Genomic DNA, 18756 nt, shown 5'->3' on the forward strand with positions numbered 1-18756 from the left:
CACCGGCTGCCGACAACCGATAGAGTGACGATCAAGGGATGGCCTGGGGAGGCGACCATGCGACGCTGGGCGGCCGTCGTGGTCGGCGTGCTCGCCTTGGCCGGCCTGACTCTGGCCGGCCTGTCCGGGTGCGTGGTCATGCCCGACGGCGTCGACGGCGACATCACCAACAACTGGGCGCCGCTGCCGGCCGCCACCCAGTTCCGGCCGCAGTCCGGCACCTGCCACGGTGATCTGGTGCAGACCGGGCAGGCGGACGCCTACGAGCCGGTCGCCTGCACCGCCGAGCATCTGGCCGAGACCGTCGCGGTGGCCGGCATCAGCGGCCAGGACCAGGCGTTCCGGGAGTGCTCGCGGCAGGCCACCGCATACCTGGGCGCCGACTGGCGGACCGGCTGGGTGGTGCTCCAGCCGGTGCTGCCCAGCAAGGCGGCCTGGGCCGGCGGCGCCCGCTGGGCACGCTGCGACGTGGCCGAGACGTCACCGGTCGACGGTGCCCTGGTGCGCCGCTCCGGCACCGTGAAGGGCGCCCTCGCGGCGTCCGGCAAGCTGCGGATGGCCTGTGCGAACCCCAAGGTCGAGGGCGAGTCGGTCACCGAGATGCACCCGGTGGACTGCGCCAAGAACCACACTGCCGAGTTCGCCGGCCTGTTCGAGACCACCCGCAAGTCCGCCCGCCAGCTGAGCACCGACGACCTGGCCGACGGCTGCGAGACCGCGATCGCGACCTTCGCGGCGCTGCCCGACGACGGCGACCTGTCGGCCCGGGTGGGCTGGCTCGGCTTCCCGCCGGACGAGGCCGCCTGGAAGATGGGCGACCGGGCCGTGCGCTGCTTCCTCTGGCTCAACGGCGAGAAGATGAAGGGCTCCTACCGCAACGCCGGCCCGGACAAGCTCAAGATCCACTACGTCCGGCGCTGATCCGGTTGTTGAAGGTCTCGGTGTCGTTGAGGCGCGGGAACGGGCCGTCCGGCACCGGCACACCGAGGAATTCGCAGAGCGGCCCCCAGCCGTCGGCCACCCGGTAGACGAGCAGGCGGTCCGGCGCGATCTCCGCGCGTACGGCTGCATTGTGCTCTTGGAAAAGCCGGACCATCGCCTCGCGGTCGGCGAAATTGCCGCCGAAAGTGCCGTCCCAGATCAGACGCTTCAGCATGGCCCGGGCCGCCGGGACCGCCGTGTCCTCGGCCGGCGGGCGGCCCTGGGCCTGATAGATGGTCCGGTAGGCGCTGTCGTACCACTGCTCGGGGTCGCGCTCGGTGAGCACCACCTGGGCGTCCGGGTGACGCGCGGTGAGCTCGCGCCAGAAATACGTGCCCGGCCAGTCCACGCTCGACCGGAAGCCGGCAAACGCCGCGTCGAGACTGTCCGGGTCGCCGTCCGCGGCGTCGCTGAGCAGCTTGGACCGCTCCGGATCGTCGAGCACCGTGACCATGTGCAGGCAAGGTCCGAAGCCGAGTTGCTCCAGAGCGGCCTTGAGACTGAGAGTTCCGGTACGGCCGAAGCCGGCGCCAATGACATTCATCGATCGTTTATACCGGACGTTGTTGATGGATTCGGTGCAGAAGTCAGGCGGTGCGGCGCAACATCGCCAAAAACATCGCGTCGGTGCCGTGCCGGTGCGGCCACAACTGCACGGTCGGCCCGGCGCCCAGGCCCGGCATGCCCGGCGGCAGCAGCGGCCGGGCGTCCACGAAATCGACCTCGACGCCCGAACGCCGGGCCCCCTCGGTCACCGTCACCTGGGTCTCGACCATGTGTGGCGAGCAGGTCACGTACGCCACCACGCCGCCCGGACGGACCGCCCGCAGCGCCGCCACCAGGAGTTCCCGCTGGAGCTTGGTGAGTGGCGGCAGATCGGCCGGCCGGCGCCGCCACCGCGACTCGGGCCGGCGGCGCAGCGAACCCAGCCCGGTGCACGGCGCGTCCACCAGCACCCGGTCGAATCCGTCCTCGGGCAGGTCGGGGTCGCGTCCCACCGAGCGACCGTCCATCGGCAGCACCGTCACCGGCATGCCCTCGGTCGCGTTTTCGACCAGCCGCGCCCGGTGCTCGGCCACCTCGACCGCGGTCACCTCGGCGCCGCGCAGCGCCGCGATCGACCCGAGCAGTGCGGTCTTGCCACCCGGGCCGGCGCACAGGTCGAGCCAGCGGGTGTCCCGGCCGTCCACCTCGGCGGCCAGCAGCGCGGCCGCCACCAGTTGGGAACCCTCGTCCTGGACGTGTGCCCGGCCGTCGCGGATCGCGGACAGGTTGCCCGGGGCCCCGCCGCCCAGGTAGACCGTGTACGGCGAAAAGGCGCCCGGCGTCCCGCCCACCTCGTCGGCCAGTTCGACCGCGTCGGCCCGGCCCGGCCGCGCGCACAGGTGCACGCCCGGCGGCTGGTTGTCGTCGATCAGCAGGCGCGCGGTCTCGTCCAGGTCGCCGCCCAGCGACTCGGCGAACGACCGGATGATCCACTCGGGGTGGTTGTGGTGCACCGAGAGGTTGCCCACCGGGTTTTCGTCGTACGCCGGTGCCAGCTTGGCCAGCCAGTCCTCCAGCGGCTTCTCGGCGATCGTGCGCAGCACCGCGTTCGCGAAGCCGGCCGCACCGGTCGCCACCGAGCGCACCAGGTCGACGGTCTGGCTCACCGCGGCGTGCGCCGGCACCCGGGTGTAGAGCAGCTGATAGGTGCCCAGCCGCAGGGCGTCGCGGGCCGGCGGGTCGATCCGGGCCACCTCGCGCCCCGAGGCGTCCGCCAGGATCAGGTCGATGGTGCCGAGCGTGCGCAGCGTGCCGTAGGTCAATTCAGTGGCAAAAGCGGCGTCCCGGCCGGTCAGCCCCATGCCCCGGAGGATGTCCGGCAAGACCAGATTGGCGTACGCGTCATCGCGGTGCACCGCGGCGATCGCCTCATACGCCGCCTGGCGGGCCGGGTCGGACGGCGGACGGCCACCCCGCGGATGCCGGCCGGACCGGGAGTCGCGCTCGTAGCCCGGGCCGGCGGTGCCGCGCGGCCGTCCCGAACCACGCGGGCGGTCGGCGCGGTGCTGGTGATGCTGGTCGCTCACGAAAGTGTCTCCCCGGGCTGGATCCGCAGGCCACGGGCCCAGTCGGTGGCCGCCATCGGCCTTTTGCCGGCCGCGCGCACCTCACCCAGCGCGACCGGGGTGCTGGCCGTGCCGACCAGCACCTGGCTGCGCTCGACCAGCAGGTCACCGGGCCCGAGCTGGGGGCCGTTGGCCACCGGGCGGACCGGGCCCAGTTTGAGCCGGTCATCGCGCAGCGTGGTCCAGGCGCCCGGGGCCGGGGTGCAGGCCCGGATCCGGCGGTCGACCGCGAACGACGGGTCGGTCCAGCGGATCCGCGCGTCGTCGACGGTGAGTTTCGGCGCCAGCGAGATGCCGTCGGCCGGCTGCGGGTGGGCCCGGGCGGTGCCCGCCTCGATCGCGTCGAGTACCGCGACGAGCAGGCCGGCGCCCGAAACGGCGAGCCGGTCGAGCAGGTCACCGGACGTGTCGGCGGGCCGGATGTCCTCGGTGAGGGTGCCGTAGACCGGCCCGGTGTCGAGCCCCGCCTCGAGCTCGAAGACGCTGGCGCCGGTCACCTCGTCGCCGTGCAGCACCGCGTGCTGCACGGGTGCGGCGCCGCGCCACGCGGGCAGCAGCGAGAAGTGCAGGTTGACCCAGCCGTGTTTGGGGATCTCGAGCGCACTGGGCGGCACCAGGGCGCCGTACGCCACCACCGGCACGCAGTCCGGCGCCAGCTCGCGCAGCCGCTCCTGGAACTCGGGCTCGCGCGGCTTTGCCGGGGTGAGCACCTCGATGCCGCGCTCGTCGGCCCACGCTCCGGCGGGCGAGCGCACCAGGCGGCGGCCGCGGCCGGCCGGCGCGTCCGGGCGGGTGACCACGGCGAGCAGTTCGTGTGCGGAGCCGGCGATGGCGTCCAGCGCGGGCAGGGTGACGGCCGGGGTGCCGGCGAAGACGATGCGCAACCCGCTCACCGCCCCAGACCGAAGATGCCCCGGCCGTGCGGGCTGTCCTTGACCGTGGGCGGCTTGCCGGCGTCGTACCACTCGGCGGCGCGGATCTGCTTCATCGCGTCCTTGCGGGCCGCGGCGTCCAGCCGGTCGAGGAACAGCACGCCGTCCAGGTGGTCGGTCTCGTGCTGCACGCAGCGCGACATCAGCCCGGTGCCGATCACCCGGATCGGGTCGCCGAACTCGTTGAAGCCGGCCGCCACGACGTTTTGCCGGCGCTTGGTGTCGACGTAGATGCCCGGGATGGAGAGGCAGCCCTCCGGCCCGTCCTGTTCCTCCTCGTCGGGGAAGGTCAGAACCGGATTGATGAGGTGTCCCACCACGTCGTCGACGTCGAAGGAGAACACCCGCAGGCCGACACCGAGCTGGGGCGCGGCCAGGCCGGCGCCGCCCTCGTCCTGCATGGTCTCGACCAGGTCCTGCACCAGCTTGCGCAGTTCCTTGTCGAAGTCGACGACCGGATCGGCCGGCGTCCGCAGCACCGGATCGCCGAAGAGACGGATGGGCTGGACGGTCACGCGGCGAAACTCCTGACGTCGTGGGGCGGCACCCATCTAGTCTACGGAGTCGCTTCTCAGGCTCACCGGCAGCGCCTGCCAGCCGCGCAGGTTCATCCGCGGCCGTCGTCGCGGGCGGCCGTCGAGGGCCAGGTCCGGGTAACGGCGCAGCAGCGCGGGGAGGGCCACCTGCGCCTCCAGGCGGGCCAGGGGTGCGCCGAGGCAGTAGTGCGCGCCCGCGCCGAAGGAGAGCGGGGTGTTGCCCGTACGGCTCGGATCGAAGACCTCGGGAAGCACGAAGCGCGACGGATCCCGGTTGGCCGCACCCAGCAGCAGCACCAATTCGGCGTCAGCCGGGATCTTGATCCCGGCGATCTCCACGGGCACGCTGGTGAACCGCTCGGTGAGCTGCACCGGCGAGTCGATCCGCAGCACCTCCTCGACCACCGCCGGCGCCGCGGCCGGGTTCTGTCGGAGCTCGTCGGCGCACCCGGGATGGTCGAGCAACAGGACGATGCCGTTCCCGATCAGGTTGGTCGTGGTCTCGAAGCCGGCGACCAGCAGCAGCGCCAGGTTGGCCAGCAGTTCGTCGCCGGTGAGCCGCGCGCCGTCCGCGTCGTGCGCCGCGGCCAGGGCGGTGACCAGATCGTCGGCCGGTTGCGCCCGGCGGTGACCGACCAGCTCGGTGAAATAGCCGGTGAGTTCGACGGCGGCCCGGTCGGCGCGCCGGCGGTCCTCCTCGGTCCAGCGCACCTCGAGGACGGCGGTCAGATCCTCGGCCAGCCGCCGGAACCGCCCCCGGTCCGCCGGCGGCACGCCGAGCAGCGCGGTGATCACCCCGATCGGCAGCGGATAGGCGAGGTCCGAAACGAGATCGGCCGCGGTGCCGGTCAGGCCGTCGAGCGTCTCGTCCACCTGCTCGGCGATGACCTCGCGCAGGGCAGCCACCCGGCGCGCGGTGAAGACCCCGGCGGCGAGCCGGCGCATCCGGGTGTGCTGTGGCGGGTTGGTGCGCAACATCGAGTCGGCGAACAGGGCGACCGCCCGGTTGTCGCGCCAGTCACTCCCCCAGTTCTCGTCGAGACGGCGGGAGTCGTACGCCTCGGCGGTGGGATCGCGGAGGATCCGGTCCACCGCGGCGTACCCGGAGACGAAGTAGTAGCCGGCGCTGACCTGCAGAACCGGCCCGTGCGCGTGCAGCGCCGCGTAGGCCGGGTTCGGATCGTGCCCCGTCTGCGGCGAGAGCAGCGTTTCAACGGCCGTGGCGGCGTCCATCGCCATATCATGAATGATTGTCACGTTTCCATCCAACCGGCGCGTTGATCCACTGTGGCCCGCGACGCCGCGAGATCCGCCGCCACCACCGCGCCGCCATCCCGCCACTGCCACCGTACTGTCGGACCCCGCGGGCAGAATGTGCGGTGATGACGACGAAGAGTGCACGCAGCGAACGGGTGCCGGCCGAACGGCTTCCGGTGGCTCGCGTGTGCGTCGACGTGCCGCTGCCCCATCTCGACCGGCCGTTCGACTATCTGGTGGCGGCCGCCGATGATGCGTCCGCGCAGCCCGGGGTGCGGGTCAAGGTCCGGTTCGCCGGGCAGCTCGTCGGCGGCTACCTACTGGAACGCGCCGAAACCTCGCCGCACGGCGGCAAACTGGCCTATCTGGACAAGGTGGTCTCCCCCGAGCAGATCCTCGACCCCGAGGTCGCCCGGCTGGCCCGCGCGGTGGCCGATCGCTACGCCGGCAACCTGTGCGACGTCCTCCGCCTCGCCGTCCCACCCCGCCACGCCCGCGTCGAGTCCCAAGCCGCCCGCCCAGATGACCAGCCCGCCCGCCCAGATGGCCAGCCCGCCCGCCCAGATGACCAAGCTCCCCGCCCGGATGACCAGACCGCCGAGCCGGCCCTGGCCGAAGGGAGCGCCCAGCCAGGTGCCCCGCCCGCTCCCCTCGAGCCGCCGGCCCCGGTCGACACCGCCGGCTGGGCGCGTTACTCCGCGGGCGCCGCCTTCCTCCGCGCGCTCGAGGAGGGTCGCAACGCGCGCGCCGTCTGGGGTGCGCTCCCCGGCGAGGAGTGGGCCACCCGCATCGCCGAGGCGGCCGCCGCAACCGTCCGCGGCGGCCGGGGCGTGGTGATCGTGGTGGCCGACGCGCGCGACCTCGACCGGGTCGACCGGGCACTCGGCGCGGTCCTCGGCCCCGGACGCCACGTCGCCCTGAACGCCGCCCTGGGCCCGGCCGAGCGCTACCGCCGTTTCCTGGCCGCCAGCCGGCACCGCGTCCCGGTGGTGGCCGGCACCCGGGCCGCCATGTGGGCACCCACCGCCAAACTCGGCCTGGTGGTGATCTGGGACGACGGCGACGACCTGCACGCCGAGCCCCGCTCGCCATACCCGCACGCCCGCGAGGTGCTGCTCACCCGGGCCAGCCTCGCCGGCTGCGCCGCGCTGGTGGCCGGCTTCACCCGCACCGGCGAGGCCCAGTTGCTGCTGGAGACCGGCTGGGCCCGCGAGATCACCGCCGACCGCGACACGCTCCGCGCCGCCGCCCCGGCCATCGCACCCACCGGCGACGACCCGCAGTTGGCCCGCGACCCCGGTGCGGCCACCGCACGGCTGCCCAGCCTGGCCTGGCAGACCGCCCGGCAGGCGCTGCAGGCCGGAGCGCCGGTGCTGGTGCAGGTTCCCCGGCGGGGCTACCTGCCCTCGGTGGCCTGCGCCGAGTGCCGCACCCCGGCGCGCTGCCCGCACTGTTCCGGCCCGTTGAGCCTGGCCGGCGCCCGCGACGTCCCGGTCTGCCGGTGGTGCGGCCGGGCCGCCGCGGCCTACGGCTGCCCCGTCTGCAGCGGTCGCCGGCTCCGGGCGTCGGTCACCGGCGCCCGGCGCACGGCCGAGGAGTTGGGACGCGCCTTCCCCGACACCACGGTCCGCACCTCCGGACGCGACGAGATCCTCGACACGGTCCCCGCCGAGCCGGCCCTGATCGTCGCCACCCCCGGCGCCGAACCGGTCGCGGCCAACGGCTACGGCGCTGTGCTGCTGCTGGACACCTGGGCCCTGCTCACCCGCTCCGACCTGCGCGCCGCCGAGGAGACGATGCGCCGCTGGCTCAACGCCGCAGCCCTGGCCCGCCCCGCCGGCGCCGGCGGCCGGGTCGTGGTGGTGGCCGACGGTTCCCTGGTGACCGTGCAGGCACTGATCCGCTGGGACCCGGGTTGGTTCGCCGCGCGCGAGCTGGCCGAGCGGCGCGAGCTGGGCTTCCCACCCGCCTCCCGGATGGCCAGCATCACCGGCAAGCCGGCCGCGGTCGCAGAGTTGCTCGCCGCCGCCCGCCTGCCCGAGGGCGCCGAGGTGCTGGGCCCCGTCCCTGCCGACAACGACGAGGAACGCATGCTGCTCCGCACCCGCCGCAGCCAGGCCGCCGACCTGGCCCGAGCCCTGCACGAGGCCGCCGCCGTCCGCACGGCGAAAAAGGCAGCGTTGCCGGTCCGAGTGGAGGTGGATCCCGCCACCCTGTTCTAAGTCATGGGCGAAAGTAAACCGGCGCCCCGCAAAAGCGAGACGCCGGCAAACAACAAACTCAGGCAGCAGCGTTCTTGAGATCCTGAGCACGATCGGTGCTCTCCCACCGCAGTTCGGGCAGGTCCCGCCCGAAGTGCCCGTAGGCAGCCGTCTGCTGATAGATCGGCCGCAGCAGGTCGAGGTCACGGATGATCGCGGCCGGACGCAGGTCGAAGACCTCGTTGATGGCCTTCTCGATCCGCTCCACCGGCACGTTCTCGGTGCCGAACGTCTCGACGAACAGCGACACCGGGTGCGCCTTGCCGATCGCGTACGCCACCTGGGTCTCGCACCGCTCGGCCAGCCCCGCCGCCACCACGTTCTTGGCCACCCAGCGCATCGCGTACGCCGCCGAGCGGTCCACCTTGGACGGGTCCTTGCCGGAGAAAGCGCCGCCGCCGTGGCGCGCGTACCCGCCGTACGTGTCCACAATGATCTTGCGGCCGGTCAGGCCGGCGTCGCCCATCGGGCCGCCGATCTCGAAGCGGCCGGTCGGGTTGACCAGCAGCCGGTAACCCTCGGTGTCGAGGCCGAGGCCCTCCAGCTCGGGCGCGATCACGTGCTCGCGGACGTCCGGCGTGAGCAGCGACTCCAGCGAGATGTCGGCCGCGTGCTGCGACGAGACCACGACGGTGTCGAGGCGGACCGGGCGCAGGCCGTCGTACTCGATGGTGACCTGGGTCTTGCCGTCGGGACGCAGGTACGGGATGGTGCCGTCCTTGCGGGCCGCGGACAGCCGCCGGGCCAGCCGGTGCGCCAGCGCGATCGGCAGCGGCATCAGCTCGGGGGTCTCCGAGCAGGCGAAGCCGAACATCATGCCCTGGTCGCCGGCGCCCTGCGCGTCGAGAACGTGCTCCGAGTCGCCCTCGCGCAGCTCGATCGCGCTGTCGACGCCCTGGGCGATGTCGGGTGACTGCGAGCCGATGGAGACGCTCACGCCACAGGACGCGCCGTCGAAGCCCTTCTTCGACGAGTCGTATCCGATCCGCAGGATCGTGTCGCGCACGATGCTCGGGATGTCGGCGTAGGCCTGGGTGGTTACCTCGCCCGCGACGTGGACCTGCCCCGTGGTGATCAGGGTTTCCACCGCGACCCGGCTGCGCGGGTCCTGGCGGAGCAGGGCGTCGAGAATGCCGTCGCTGATCTGGTCAGCGATCTTGTCCGGGTGGCCTTCCGTGACCGACTCGGAGGTGAACAGGCGGCGTGCCACGGTGCTCCTCAGCTGTCGAAAAACGAATTAACGCGAGAGTGTAGCCACCGCTGGCGACCGAGGTCGTCTGGGTGCTACGCCGTCCCACCGCTGCCGACCTGGCGTTCCAGGAGCGCGATGGCGTGATCCAAAATCATATCGGCCACATCGGCTTTGGGCAGTTGGCCGTATTCCGCCATGCTGCCGTCCGCGCCCAGCAGCGTGACCTCATTGTGGTCGGCGCCGAAAACGCGGTCCACACCGTCGTTAACGACGATCAGGTCGGCACGTTTCTTGGTCAACTTAGCCCGAGCGTGCTCGAGCGCGTCGTGCGTCTCGGCCGCGAACGCTACCAAGACCTGGCCGGGGCGTTTGCCTGCACCCAGTTCGGCCGCTATATCGGGGTTCGTCACGAGGGTGATCGCCTCGGGCGTACCGCTGTCTGTTTTTTTGATCTTTTGGGTGGCCACGACCGCGGGCCGGAAGTCAGCCGGTGCCGCCGCCATGACGATCAGGTCGGCCTCGCCGGCCGCCTTGACCGTCGCGGCACGCAGTTCCTCCGTCGTGCCCACCCGAACAATGTCCACCCCGGCGGGATCCGGCAACGTGACGTTCGCCGCAATGAGTGTGACGCTCGCCCCGCGCGCCGCGGCCGCCGTGGCCAGTGCGTACCCCTGTTTGCCGGACGACCGGTTTCCGATGAATCGCACGGGATCCAGCGGCTCACGCGTCCCACCAGCGGTGATCACCACCCGACGACCAGCAAGACCTTTCCGGTGTACGCGTACCGCGAGCTCGAAGATCGCGGCCGGCTCGGGCAGCCGTCCCTTGCCAGTATCCGCGCCGGTCAGCCGGCCCACGGCGGGCTCGATAACGATCGCGCCACGTTCTCGTAGCGTCGCCACGTTCGCCCGAGTTGCCGGGTTTTCCCACATCTCCGTGTGCATGGCCGGGGCGTAGACAATCGGACAGGTCGCCGTGAGCAACGTGTTGGTGAGCAGATCGTCGGCGATGCCGTGGGCCGCCTTGGCCAACAGGTCGGCCGTCGCGGGCGCCACCACCACCAGGTCGGCGGCCCGGCCGATCCGCACGTGCGGCACCTCGTGCGCGTCGTCCCACACCTCGGTGGCGACCGGCCGGCCGGAGAGCGCGGCCCAGGTCGGCTCGCCCACGAACTTCAGCGCCGAAGCGGTCGGCACCACCCGCACGCCGTGCCCCGACTCGGTGAACAGACGGAGCAATTCGCAGGCCTTGTACGCGGCGATGCCGCCGCAGACACCCAGGACGACTTCGGTCATGAATGCAATGATCCCGCGCCCCGAACCGGGACGCGGGATCACCCACGAGAAGTGTGATGCTCGGCCACTCAGGGGCGCATCAGGGGTTGTCAGTCGCCTCGGCGGTCAGCAGACCGGCGTTGATCTCGCGCATCGCGATCGAGAGCGGCTTCTCCTGCGGGGTGGTCTCGACCAGGGGCCCGACATACTCCAGAAGGCCCTCGCCCAGCTGGCTGTAGTAGGCGTTCACCTGGCGGGCACGCTTGGCCGCGAAGATCACCAGGGAGTACTTCGACGACGTCTTGTCGAGCAGCTCGTCGATCGGCGGGTTGGTGATGCCTTCGGGGTTCGCGACAGTTCCCACTGTTGAACACAATCCTTAGCTAGTGTTCCGGCGCCTGTGCCGGGGTCAGAAAGGAAGAACCGAGCAATCCTACCAGTTCGTCCGCGGCACGCTCGACGAAGTCGTTGACGACCGTCCGGTCGAACTCCTTCTCGGCGGCCAGTTCCTCGTCCGCGTGGGCGAGCCGGCGACGGATCGTTTCCTCGTCGTCGGTGCCGCGGCCGATCAGGCGGCGCTTGAGTTCCTCGACGCTCGGCGGGGCCAGGAACACCAGCTGCGCCTCGGACATCGCGGCCCGGACCTGCCGGGCGCCCTGCAGATCGATCTTGAGCAGTACCGGCTGGCCCTGACTCAACCAGCCCTCGACCTGGGCCCGTGGCGTGCCGTAGAGGTTGCCGGCGAATTCCGCCCACTCGAGCAACTGACCGCCGTCGATCAGCCGCTGGAACTCCGAACGGGTCACGAAGTGGTAGTGCTCGTGGTCGGTCTCGTAGTCGCGCTTCTTCCGGGTCGTGACCGACACGGACAACTTGATCCAAGGCGAGCGCACCCGGATCAGCTCGATCACGCTGTCCTTTCCGACCCCGGAGGGGCCGGAGAGGACGGTGAGGCGGGCTGCCGGGTGCGCGTCGTCATCCATGCTCACAGGCTCATTCAACACGAGCCGGTGAGTCAGTTCGCAGCGAACTCCCCCAGGAGGGCCTTGCGCTGCTGGTCGCCGAGACCGCGCAGCCGGCGGCTGTCAGCGATCTTGAGCTTCTCCATGATCTGCGTCGCGCGGATCTTGCCGATGCCCGGCAGCGCCTGAAGCACGGCCGAGACCTTCAGCTTGCCGACGACCTCGTCCTCCTCCGCGCGGTCGAGCACCGCGGCGAGAGTGGTCTTGCCGGACTTGAGCTGTTCCTTCAGCTCCGCCCGGGCCTTGCGAACTTCCGCGGCCTTCTCCAGCGCGGCTGCGCGCTGCTCGGGGCTCAGTGACGGGAGCGGCACCAGTTCTCCTCAGGTCCCTATCGCGGCGGTAGTCCAATACCGGCGCATCTGTGAAACGTGGTGTGCCAGGGAACCAAAGGGGCATGTGGTTCCCGGCGCCGGGAAAACTAGCGGTCAACGACGGTTTCGGCAACGTGGGGGTACCCCCGCACCCGTTGTCCGCGGGCCTGATAAGCAGGCCCGTTTCACCCGAGAGCGGCCCTGACGTCGTCCTGGACCCGGTCCGCGGCGGCCCGCAGACCGGCCACGGAAGGTCCCGCTGTGAGAACTTCGCGTGAGTACGACGGCAGCACGTTGTGCAGGCTTTCGCCGAAGACCGCGCGCAGGTCGGAGGCGTTCGCACCCTGCGCACCGAGGCCCGGAGCGAGCAGCGGACCGTTCACTTCGGACAGGTCGTGACCGGTCCGTCCGATCGTCGCACCGACCACCAGCCCGATGCTGCCGAGCGGCTCGACACCCTTGTTGAGCTGGGAAATCTCATCGATCACGGTTTGCGCCACGGTTTTTCCGCCGGCGCCGACGGCATGCTGGACACTCGGTCCCTCCGGGTTGGACGTGAGCGCCAGAACGAAGACGCCGCCGCCGTTCGCGGCCGCCGCGTCGAATGCCGGCTGCAACGAGCCCACGCCGAGATAGGGACTCACAGTAATCGCGTCAGCACACAGAGGACTGGCCGGATCGAGGTACGCGGCGGCGTACGCGGCCATCGTCGAGCCGATGTCGCCGCGCTTCACGTCGAGCAGGACAAGCGCTCCGGCCTCGCGAAACTGTCGGATAGTTGACTCAAGAATACCGATGCCACGTGACCCAAATCTCTCAAAAAACGCCGACTGCGGCTTCACCACGGCCACCCGATCGGCCAGGGCTTCGACCACCGTACGGGCGAAGCGTTCCAGGCCGGCGACGTCATCGGTGAGTCCCCAGCGGGTCAGCAGGGCGGCGTGCGGGTCGACCCCGACGCACAGCTGACCCCGCTTCCGGACGGCCTCGTGGAACCTCTTGCCGAAGGTCTCCATCGCTGTGAGATACCCCTTCCGTGTCAGGTAGCCGCCACCGCGACGGCCGGGTTGGCGCTATAGCAAGCGGACGCTCGGCGTCTGCAAAAACAGCGATCGGGGCCGGGAGGCGAGCCACCGGCTTTACCGGACAATTCGGACCGCCGGTCCGAGGTCATGCCGCCGCCACCGCGGCCGCGATCCCCGCGGTGATCCGGTCCACGTCGGCGGCCTCCGCGACGTACGGCGGCATCGTGTAGATCAGGTCGCGGAACGGCCGCAGCCAGACCCCGGCGTCCACCGCGGCCGCGGTCGCTGCCGCCATGTCCACCGGGTGGTCGAGTTGCACGACGCCGATCGCGCCCAGGACCCGCACGTCCGCCACCCCGGAAACCGCCCTGAGAGGCTCCAGGCCGTCCCGCAGACCGTTTTCGATCACCTGGACCTGCCCCCGCCAGTCTCCGGCCGCCAGCAGCCCCAGGGAGGCGTTCGCGACCGCGCAGGCGAGCGGGTTGCCCATGAACGTCGGCCCGTGCGCGAGACCGCCGCCGTCGCCCGCCGAGATCGCCGCACCCACGGCCGGGGTGCACAGGGTCGCGGCCAGCGTCAGATAGCCGCCGGTGAGCGCCTTGCCGACGCACATGATGTCGGGACTGACCCCGGCGTGCCCGGCCGCGAAGAACGTCCCGGTCCGCCCGAACCCGGTGGCGATCTCGTCGAAGATCAGAAAGATCCCGTGCGCCTCGGTGGCCGCCCGCAGAATCCGGAGGTATTCCGGGTGGTGGAACCGCATCCCCCCGGCGCCCTGCACCACCGGCTCGACGATCACCGCGGCGATCTCCCCGGCGTGCCGCTCGATCAGATCAACAAGCGCTTTGCCGTACGCCGGATCGAAGTCGACGGGCGGCGGGCCGGCAAAAACCTGCACCGGCAGCACCCCGGTCCACAGCGAGTGCATGCCGCCGACCGGATCGCACACGGTCATCGGGTGGAACGTGTCACCGTGGTAGCCGCCGCGCCAGGTGAGCAGCCGCCGCCGGACCGGCCGCCCGAGCGCCTGCTGCGCCTGCAACGCCATCTTGATCGCCACCTCGACGCCGACCGACCCGGAGTCGCAGAGAAAGACGTGCTCCAGCCCGTCCGGCGCGAGATCGACGAGAGTGGCGGCGAGCCGGATGGCGGGTTCATGCGTGAGCCCGCCGAACATCACATGGCTCATCCGTGCGGCCTGCTCGGCGAGCGCCGCATCGAGCACCGGGTGCCGATAGCCGTGGATGGCCGCCCACCACGACGACATGCCGTCGACGAGCTCGCGCCCGTCGGCCAGCCGGAGATGAACGCCTTCGGCGCCCTCCACGAGATAAGGCGCACTGCGCCCCGGCATCGGGCCGTAGGGGTGCCAGACGTGCGCCCGATCCAGCGCGAGCAGGTCGGTGGTCCCGCCCGCGGCGGCAACGACGGCGCTCGCTGCCGGGACCTGCCCGGCCGGGGAGCGCCGCCCGCTGCTCATCGCGTCTCGACCGCCCGCCCCGGAACATTCGCGGCGGCCCGCACCAGGGCCGGCCCGTGGTAGATGAAGCCGCTGTAGAGCTGCACCAACGAGGCCCCCGCGTCGAACAGCCGGGCCGCGTCGTCCGCGGACATCACCCCGCCAACCCCGACGATCGGCAGCCGGCCATCGGTTTCGGTGCGGACGAAATGGACGACCTTGCTGGCCTTCTCGGTGAGCGGCCGACCGGACAGCCCGCCATCCTCGGCGGCCAGTGCTTGGTCGGCCGCGGCCAGCCCGTCGCGGGACAGCGTGGTGTTGGTGGCGATCACGCCGGCCGCGCCGTGACTGAGGCAGACCTCCAACAGTTCAGCGACGGCCCACTCGGTGAGATCCGGCGCGATCTTGACCAGCACCGGGGTGTCGCCGCGCAGCGCGGTCAGCAGGTCGGCGATCGCGCTTTTGTCCTGCAGGGTGCGCAGGCCGGGCGTGTTCGGCGAGGAGACGTTGACAGCGATGTAGTCGGCGTACGGGGCCAGCAGCCGGTACGACGTCAGGTAGTCGTCGACCGCCTGGTCGAGCGGGGTCACCTTGGACTTGCCGAGCGAGATGCCGAGCGGCACCCCGATCGGGCCGAGCGCGCCGAGGCGAGCCGCCAGCGCGGCCGCGCCGGCGTTGTTGAAGCCCATCCGGTTGATGATCGCCTCGCTGTCCCGGAGCCGGAACAGTCGCGGCTTGTCGTTGCCCGGCTGCGCGTGCGCGGTGACCGTGCCGACCTCGACGAACCCGAACCCGAGCGCCGGCCACGCGGGCAGCGCCACGCCGTTCTTGTCCATCCCGGCGGCCAACCCGATCGCGTTCGGGAACCGCACCCCGAACACCTCGACCGGCGCGTCGACGGCATAGCGCCGGCGCAGCACCGCCCGGGTCCGCTCGCCGAGCCGCGCGAGGCGGCCCAGCGTGAACTCGTGCGCCGTCTCCGCGTCGCCACCCCCGACTCGGAACAGGACGGGCCGCAGGGCGCGCTCGAAAGCCGTCACTTCGCTCCCCGGAGGTCGGCGTGCAATTCCTGGAGCGGCCGCACCGACATGTCGCCGCGCATCAGCGCCTCGATCCCCATCACCGCGGCCGCCGCACCCTGCGTCGTGGTGATGCTCGGGATGTCGACCGTGACCGCGGCGCTGCGAATCTCGTACCCGTCCGACCGGGCGCTCGCGCCCGAGCCCTGCGGGGTGTTGATGATCATCGCGATCTCGCCGGACAGGATCAGCGCCACCGCGTTCTCGCCCGGGCCCTCGTGGTGCTTCGGGACGATCTCGCAGGCGATGCCGTGCCGGCGTAGCACCTCGCCGGTGCCGGCCGTGGTGACGATGGTGAAACCGAGGTCGGCGAGCCGCTTGATCGGAAAGATCATCGAACGCTTGTCCCGGTTCGCCACCGAGACGAAGATCTTCCCGCCGGTCGGCAGCGACCCGTACGCGGCCGCCTGCGACTTGGCGAACGCCTGGCCGAAGCCGGCGTCGATGCCCATCACCTCGCCGGTCGACTTCATCTCGGGGCCGAGCAGGCTGTCCACGCCCTTGCCGGCCGGGGTGCGGAACCGCTTGAACGGCAGCACCGCCTCCTTGATGGCGATCGGCGCGTTCTCCGGCACGACGCCGCCGTCGCCCTCGGGCAGCAGCAGGCCCTCGGACCGCAGTTCGGCGATGGTGGCGCCGAGCATGATCCGGGCGGCCGCCTTGGCGAGCGGGACCGCGGTGGCCTTGGAGACGAACGGGACGGTCCGGGAAGCGCGCGGGTTGGCCTCCAGCACGTAGAGCGCGTCGTCCTTCAGCGCGTACTGGACGTTGAGCAGACCACGCACCCCGACACCGCGGGCGATCGCCTCGGTGTAGCGGCGTACCTCGGCCAGGTGCGGGCCGGCAAGCGTGACCGGCGGCAGCGAGCAGGACGAGTCGCCGGAGTGGATGCCGGCCTCCTCGATGTGCTCCATGACGCCGCCCAGGTAGACCTCGCCGGTGGCGTCGCAGAGCGCGTCCACGTCGATCTCGATGGCGTCGTCCAGGAAGCGGTCGACCAGCACCGGGTGGTTCGGCGAGATCTGGGTGGCCCGCTCGATGTAGCCGCGCAGGGTGGGCTCGTCGTACACGATCTCCATGCCCCGGCCGCCGAGCACATAGGACGGCCGGACCAGCACCGGGTAGCCGATCGCGTCGGCGATCTCCTTGGCCCCCTCGAAGCTGGTGGCGGTGCCGTGCTCGGGCGAGCGCAGGCCGGCCCGGGTCAGCAGCTCGCCGAACAGCCCGCGGTCCTCGGCCAGGTCGATCGACTCGGGTGAGGTGCCGACGATCGGCACGCCGGCCGCCTTGAGCCGGTTCGCCAGGCCCAGCGGCGTCTGGCCGCCCAGCTGCACGATCACGCCGACCACGCCGGGGCCGCCGGCCGCCTTGCCGGAGCTGTCCTCGGCGTGCACCACCTCGATGACGTCCTCGAAGGTGAGCGGCTCGAAGTAGAGACGGTCGGCGGTGTCGTAGTCGGTGGACACCGTCTCGGGGTTGCAGTTGACCATCACGGTCTCGAAGCCTGAGCCGCCCAGGCCGGCTCCGCCGGAATAACCCGAAGCAGTGGTACCGCGCAGCGCCATGACGGCGTGCACGCACGAGTAGTCGAACTCGATGCCCTGCCCGATCCGGTTCGGCCCCGAGCCCAGGATGATCACCTTGGGCCGGTCGGACGGCTCGACCTCGGTCTCCTCGTCGTAGGACGAGTAGTGGTACGGGGTGTTCGCCTCGAACTCGGCCGCGCAGGTGTCGACGGTCTTGTAGACCGGCCGGATGCCGAGCCGGTGCCGCAGCGTCCGCACGCCGTCCTCGCCGGCCAGTTCCGGGCGCAGCGCCGCGAGCTGGCGGTCGGACAGGCCGGACCGCTTCGCCCGGCGCAGCAGTTCCTCGTCCAGCACCGCGGCGTCGGTGATCTCCGCGCGCAGCTCGACCAGCGCCTTGATCTCCTCCAGGAACCAGGGGTCGATCCGGCCGCTGGCCTCGTGCACCTGCTCGACGGTGGCGCCCAGCCGGAGCGCGGCCTCGACCGTGTAGAGCCGGCCGTCGTGCGGGATCCGCAATGCCGCCAGCGCCTCGCCGAGATCCTCGAAGGTCGGCGCGGTCCAGAACCCGGCGGCCGACGTCTCCATCGACCGCATCGCCTTGTTCAGCGCCTCGGCGAAGTTGCGGCCCAGGCTCATCGCCTCGCCGACCGACTTCATCGTGGTGGTGAGCTCGGGATCGGCGGCCGGGAACTTCTCGAAGGCGAACCGCGGGATCTTCACGACCACGTAGTCGAGGGCCGGCTCGAAGGCGGCCGGCGTCTTGAGGGTGATGTCGTTCGGGATCTCGTCGAGCGTGTAGCCGATGGCGAGCTTCGCGGCGATCTTGGCGATCGGGAAGCCGGTGGCCTTCGACGCCAGCGCCGACGACCGGGACACCCGCGGGTTCATCTCGATCACGACGAGCCGGCCGTTGTCCGGATTGATCGCGAACTGGATGTTGCAGCCGCCGGTGTCGACGCCGACCTCGCGCAGCACCGCGATGCCGAGGTCGCGCAGCCGCTGGTATTCCCGGTCGGTCAGGGTCATGGCCGGCGCCACGGTCACCGAGTCGCCGGTGTGCACACCCATCGGGTCGAGGTTCTCGATCGAGCAGACCACCACGACGTTGTCGTGTTTGTCGCGCATCAGCTCGAGCTCGTACTCCTTCCAGCCGAGCACGCTCTCCTCGATGAGCACCTCGTGCACGGGCGACGCCGCCAGCCCCGCTCCCGCGATCCGGGAAAGGTCCTCCTGGGTGTGTGCCATGCCGGAGCCGAGACCGCCCATGGTGAACGAGGGCCGGATGACGACCGGGAGGCCGAGTTCACCCACGGTGGAGAAAACCTCGTCCATCGAATGGCAGACGCGCGACCGGGGCGTCTCCCCGCCGGCGCGAGCCACGATGTCCTTGAACAGCTGCCGGTCCTCGCCGCGGCGGATCGCGTCGATGTTGGCGCCGATCAGCTCGACGCCGTACTTCTCCAGCACGCCGCTCTCGTGCAGGGCGACCGCGGTGTTCAGCGCGGTCTGCCCGCCCAGCGTCGGCAGGATCGCGTCCGGCCGTTCCTTGGCGATGACCAGCTCGACGAACTCTGGGGTGATCGGCTCGACGTAGGTGGCGTCGGCGAACTCCGGGTCGGTCATGATCGTGGCCGGGTTGGAGTTGACCAGCGAGACGCGCAGCCCCTCGGCGCGCAGCACCCGGCACGCCTGGGTGCCGGAGTAGTCGAACTCGCAGGCCTGCCCGATGACGATCGGCCCGGAGCCGATCACCATGATGTGTTTCAGGTCGGAACGCTTCGGCATCGGCG

16 protein-coding genes are annotated in these 18756 nt (G+C 71.3%); 2 read left to right on the forward strand and 14 right to left on the reverse strand.

What is annotated here, in order from left to right; translation table 11 throughout:
• Positions 1–57: 57 nt before the first annotated feature.
• Positions 58–921 carry a septum formation family protein gene (locus Ari01nite_RS00375; RefSeq protein ID WP_203778378.1) on the forward strand — a complete coding sequence of 288 codons (864 nt, stop codon included), beginning with the start codon at positions 58–60 and terminating at the stop codon, positions 919–921.
• Here the strand turns inward: Ari01nite_RS00375 and Ari01nite_RS00380 are convergent.
• The 5 genes from Ari01nite_RS00380 to Ari01nite_RS00400 are packed head-to-tail and all read right to left on the reverse strand — an operon-like array spanning position 896 to position 5793.
• On the reverse strand, positions 896–1525 hold the full coding sequence (locus tag Ari01nite_RS00380) for a sulfotransferase family protein (RefSeq protein ID WP_203778379.1): 630 nt from the start codon (positions 1523–1525) through the stop codon (positions 896–898). The genes Ari01nite_RS00375 and Ari01nite_RS00380 overlap by 26 nt on opposite strands.
• Before the next feature lie 43 nt (positions 1526–1568).
• A complete protein-coding gene (locus tag Ari01nite_RS00385; protein WP_203778380.1) occupies positions 1569–3053 on the reverse strand; it encodes an RsmB/NOP family class I SAM-dependent RNA methyltransferase in 1485 nt (494 codons plus the stop codon).
• On the reverse strand, positions 3050–3976 hold the full coding sequence (gene fmt / locus Ari01nite_RS00390) for a methionyl-tRNA formyltransferase (RefSeq protein ID WP_203778652.1): 927 nt from the start codon (positions 3974–3976) through the stop codon (positions 3050–3052). Before fmt ends, Ari01nite_RS00385 begins: the two co-directional genes overlap by 4 nt.
• Before the next feature lie 5 nt (positions 3977–3981).
• Positions 3982–4539, reverse strand: coding sequence for a peptide deformylase (gene def / locus Ari01nite_RS00395; protein ID WP_203778381.1), 558 nt, complete (start codon positions 4537–4539; stop codon positions 3982–3984).
• Positions 4540–4575: 36 nt separating this feature from the next.
• Entirely contained in the window at positions 4576–5793 is a 1218-nt protein-coding gene (locus Ari01nite_RS00400; RefSeq protein WP_203778382.1) for a cytochrome P450, read from the reverse strand.
• Positions 5794–5942: 149 nt separating this feature from the next.
• Between Ari01nite_RS00400 and Ari01nite_RS00405 the strand changes: the two genes are divergently transcribed.
• Positions 5943–8039, forward strand: a complete 2097-nt coding sequence (locus tag Ari01nite_RS00405; protein ID WP_203778383.1) for a primosomal protein N' — start codon at positions 5943–5945, stop codon at positions 8037–8039.
• Between the two features lie 58 nt (positions 8040–8097).
• On the opposite strand, the gene metK is transcribed toward Ari01nite_RS00405, so the two are convergent.
• The 9 genes from metK to carB all read right to left on the reverse strand — a co-directional run bounded on the left by metK (position 8098) and on the right by carB (position 18751).
• Positions 8098–9288, reverse strand: a complete 1191-nt coding sequence (gene metK, locus Ari01nite_RS00410; RefSeq protein ID WP_203778384.1) for a methionine adenosyltransferase — start codon at positions 9286–9288, stop codon at positions 8098–8100.
• A 74-nt stretch (positions 9289–9362) separates the two neighbouring features.
• Positions 9363–10565 (reverse strand): bifunctional phosphopantothenoylcysteine decarboxylase/phosphopantothenate--cysteine ligase CoaBC, encoded by a 1203-nt coding sequence (coaBC, locus tag Ari01nite_RS00415; protein ID WP_203778385.1) that lies wholly within the window; start codon positions 10563–10565, stop codon positions 9363–9365.
• A gap of 79 nt (positions 10566–10644) precedes the next feature.
• The gene (rpoZ, locus tag Ari01nite_RS00420; protein WP_020517552.1) at positions 10645–10908 is read right to left on the reverse strand and encodes a DNA-directed RNA polymerase subunit omega; all 264 of its coding nucleotides are present in this window, start codon (positions 10906–10908) and stop codon (positions 10645–10647) included.
• A gap of 19 nt (positions 10909–10927) precedes the next feature.
• Entirely contained in the window at positions 10928–11527 is a 600-nt protein-coding gene (gene gmk / locus Ari01nite_RS00425; RefSeq protein WP_203778386.1) for a guanylate kinase, read from the reverse strand.
• A gap of 32 nt (positions 11528–11559) precedes the next feature.
• The gene (gene mihF, locus Ari01nite_RS00430; RefSeq protein ID WP_020517554.1) at positions 11560–11877 is read right to left on the reverse strand and encodes an integration host factor, actinobacterial type; all 318 of its coding nucleotides are present in this window, start codon (positions 11875–11877) and stop codon (positions 11560–11562) included.
• 185 nt (positions 11878–12062) lie between these two features.
• Positions 12063–12893, reverse strand: a complete 831-nt coding sequence (gene pyrF, locus Ari01nite_RS00435) for an orotidine-5'-phosphate decarboxylase (protein WP_203778387.1) — start codon at positions 12891–12893, stop codon at positions 12063–12065.
• Between the two features lie 154 nt (positions 12894–13047).
• On the reverse strand, positions 13048–14382 hold the full coding sequence (locus Ari01nite_RS00440) for an adenosylmethionine--8-amino-7-oxononanoate transaminase (RefSeq protein ID WP_203778388.1): 1335 nt from the start codon (positions 14380–14382) through the stop codon (positions 13048–13050).
• Positions 14379–15401, reverse strand: a complete 1023-nt coding sequence (locus tag Ari01nite_RS00445) for a quinone-dependent dihydroorotate dehydrogenase (RefSeq protein ID WP_203778389.1) — start codon at positions 15399–15401, stop codon at positions 14379–14381. Before Ari01nite_RS00445 ends, Ari01nite_RS00440 begins: the two co-directional genes overlap by 4 nt.
• Positions 15398–18751 (reverse strand): carbamoyl-phosphate synthase large subunit, encoded by a 3354-nt coding sequence (gene carB, locus Ari01nite_RS00450; RefSeq protein ID WP_203778390.1) that lies wholly within the window; start codon positions 18749–18751, stop codon positions 15398–15400. The genes Ari01nite_RS00445 and carB overlap by 4 nt, the downstream gene beginning before the upstream one ends.
• Positions 18752–18756: the final 5 nt, after the last annotated feature.

The sequence above is a fragment of the Paractinoplanes rishiriensis genome (assembly GCF_016862375.1).
In the GTDB taxonomy this organism is placed as follows: Bacteria; Actinomycetota; Actinomycetes; order Mycobacteriales; family Micromonosporaceae; genus Actinoplanes; species Actinoplanes rishiriensis.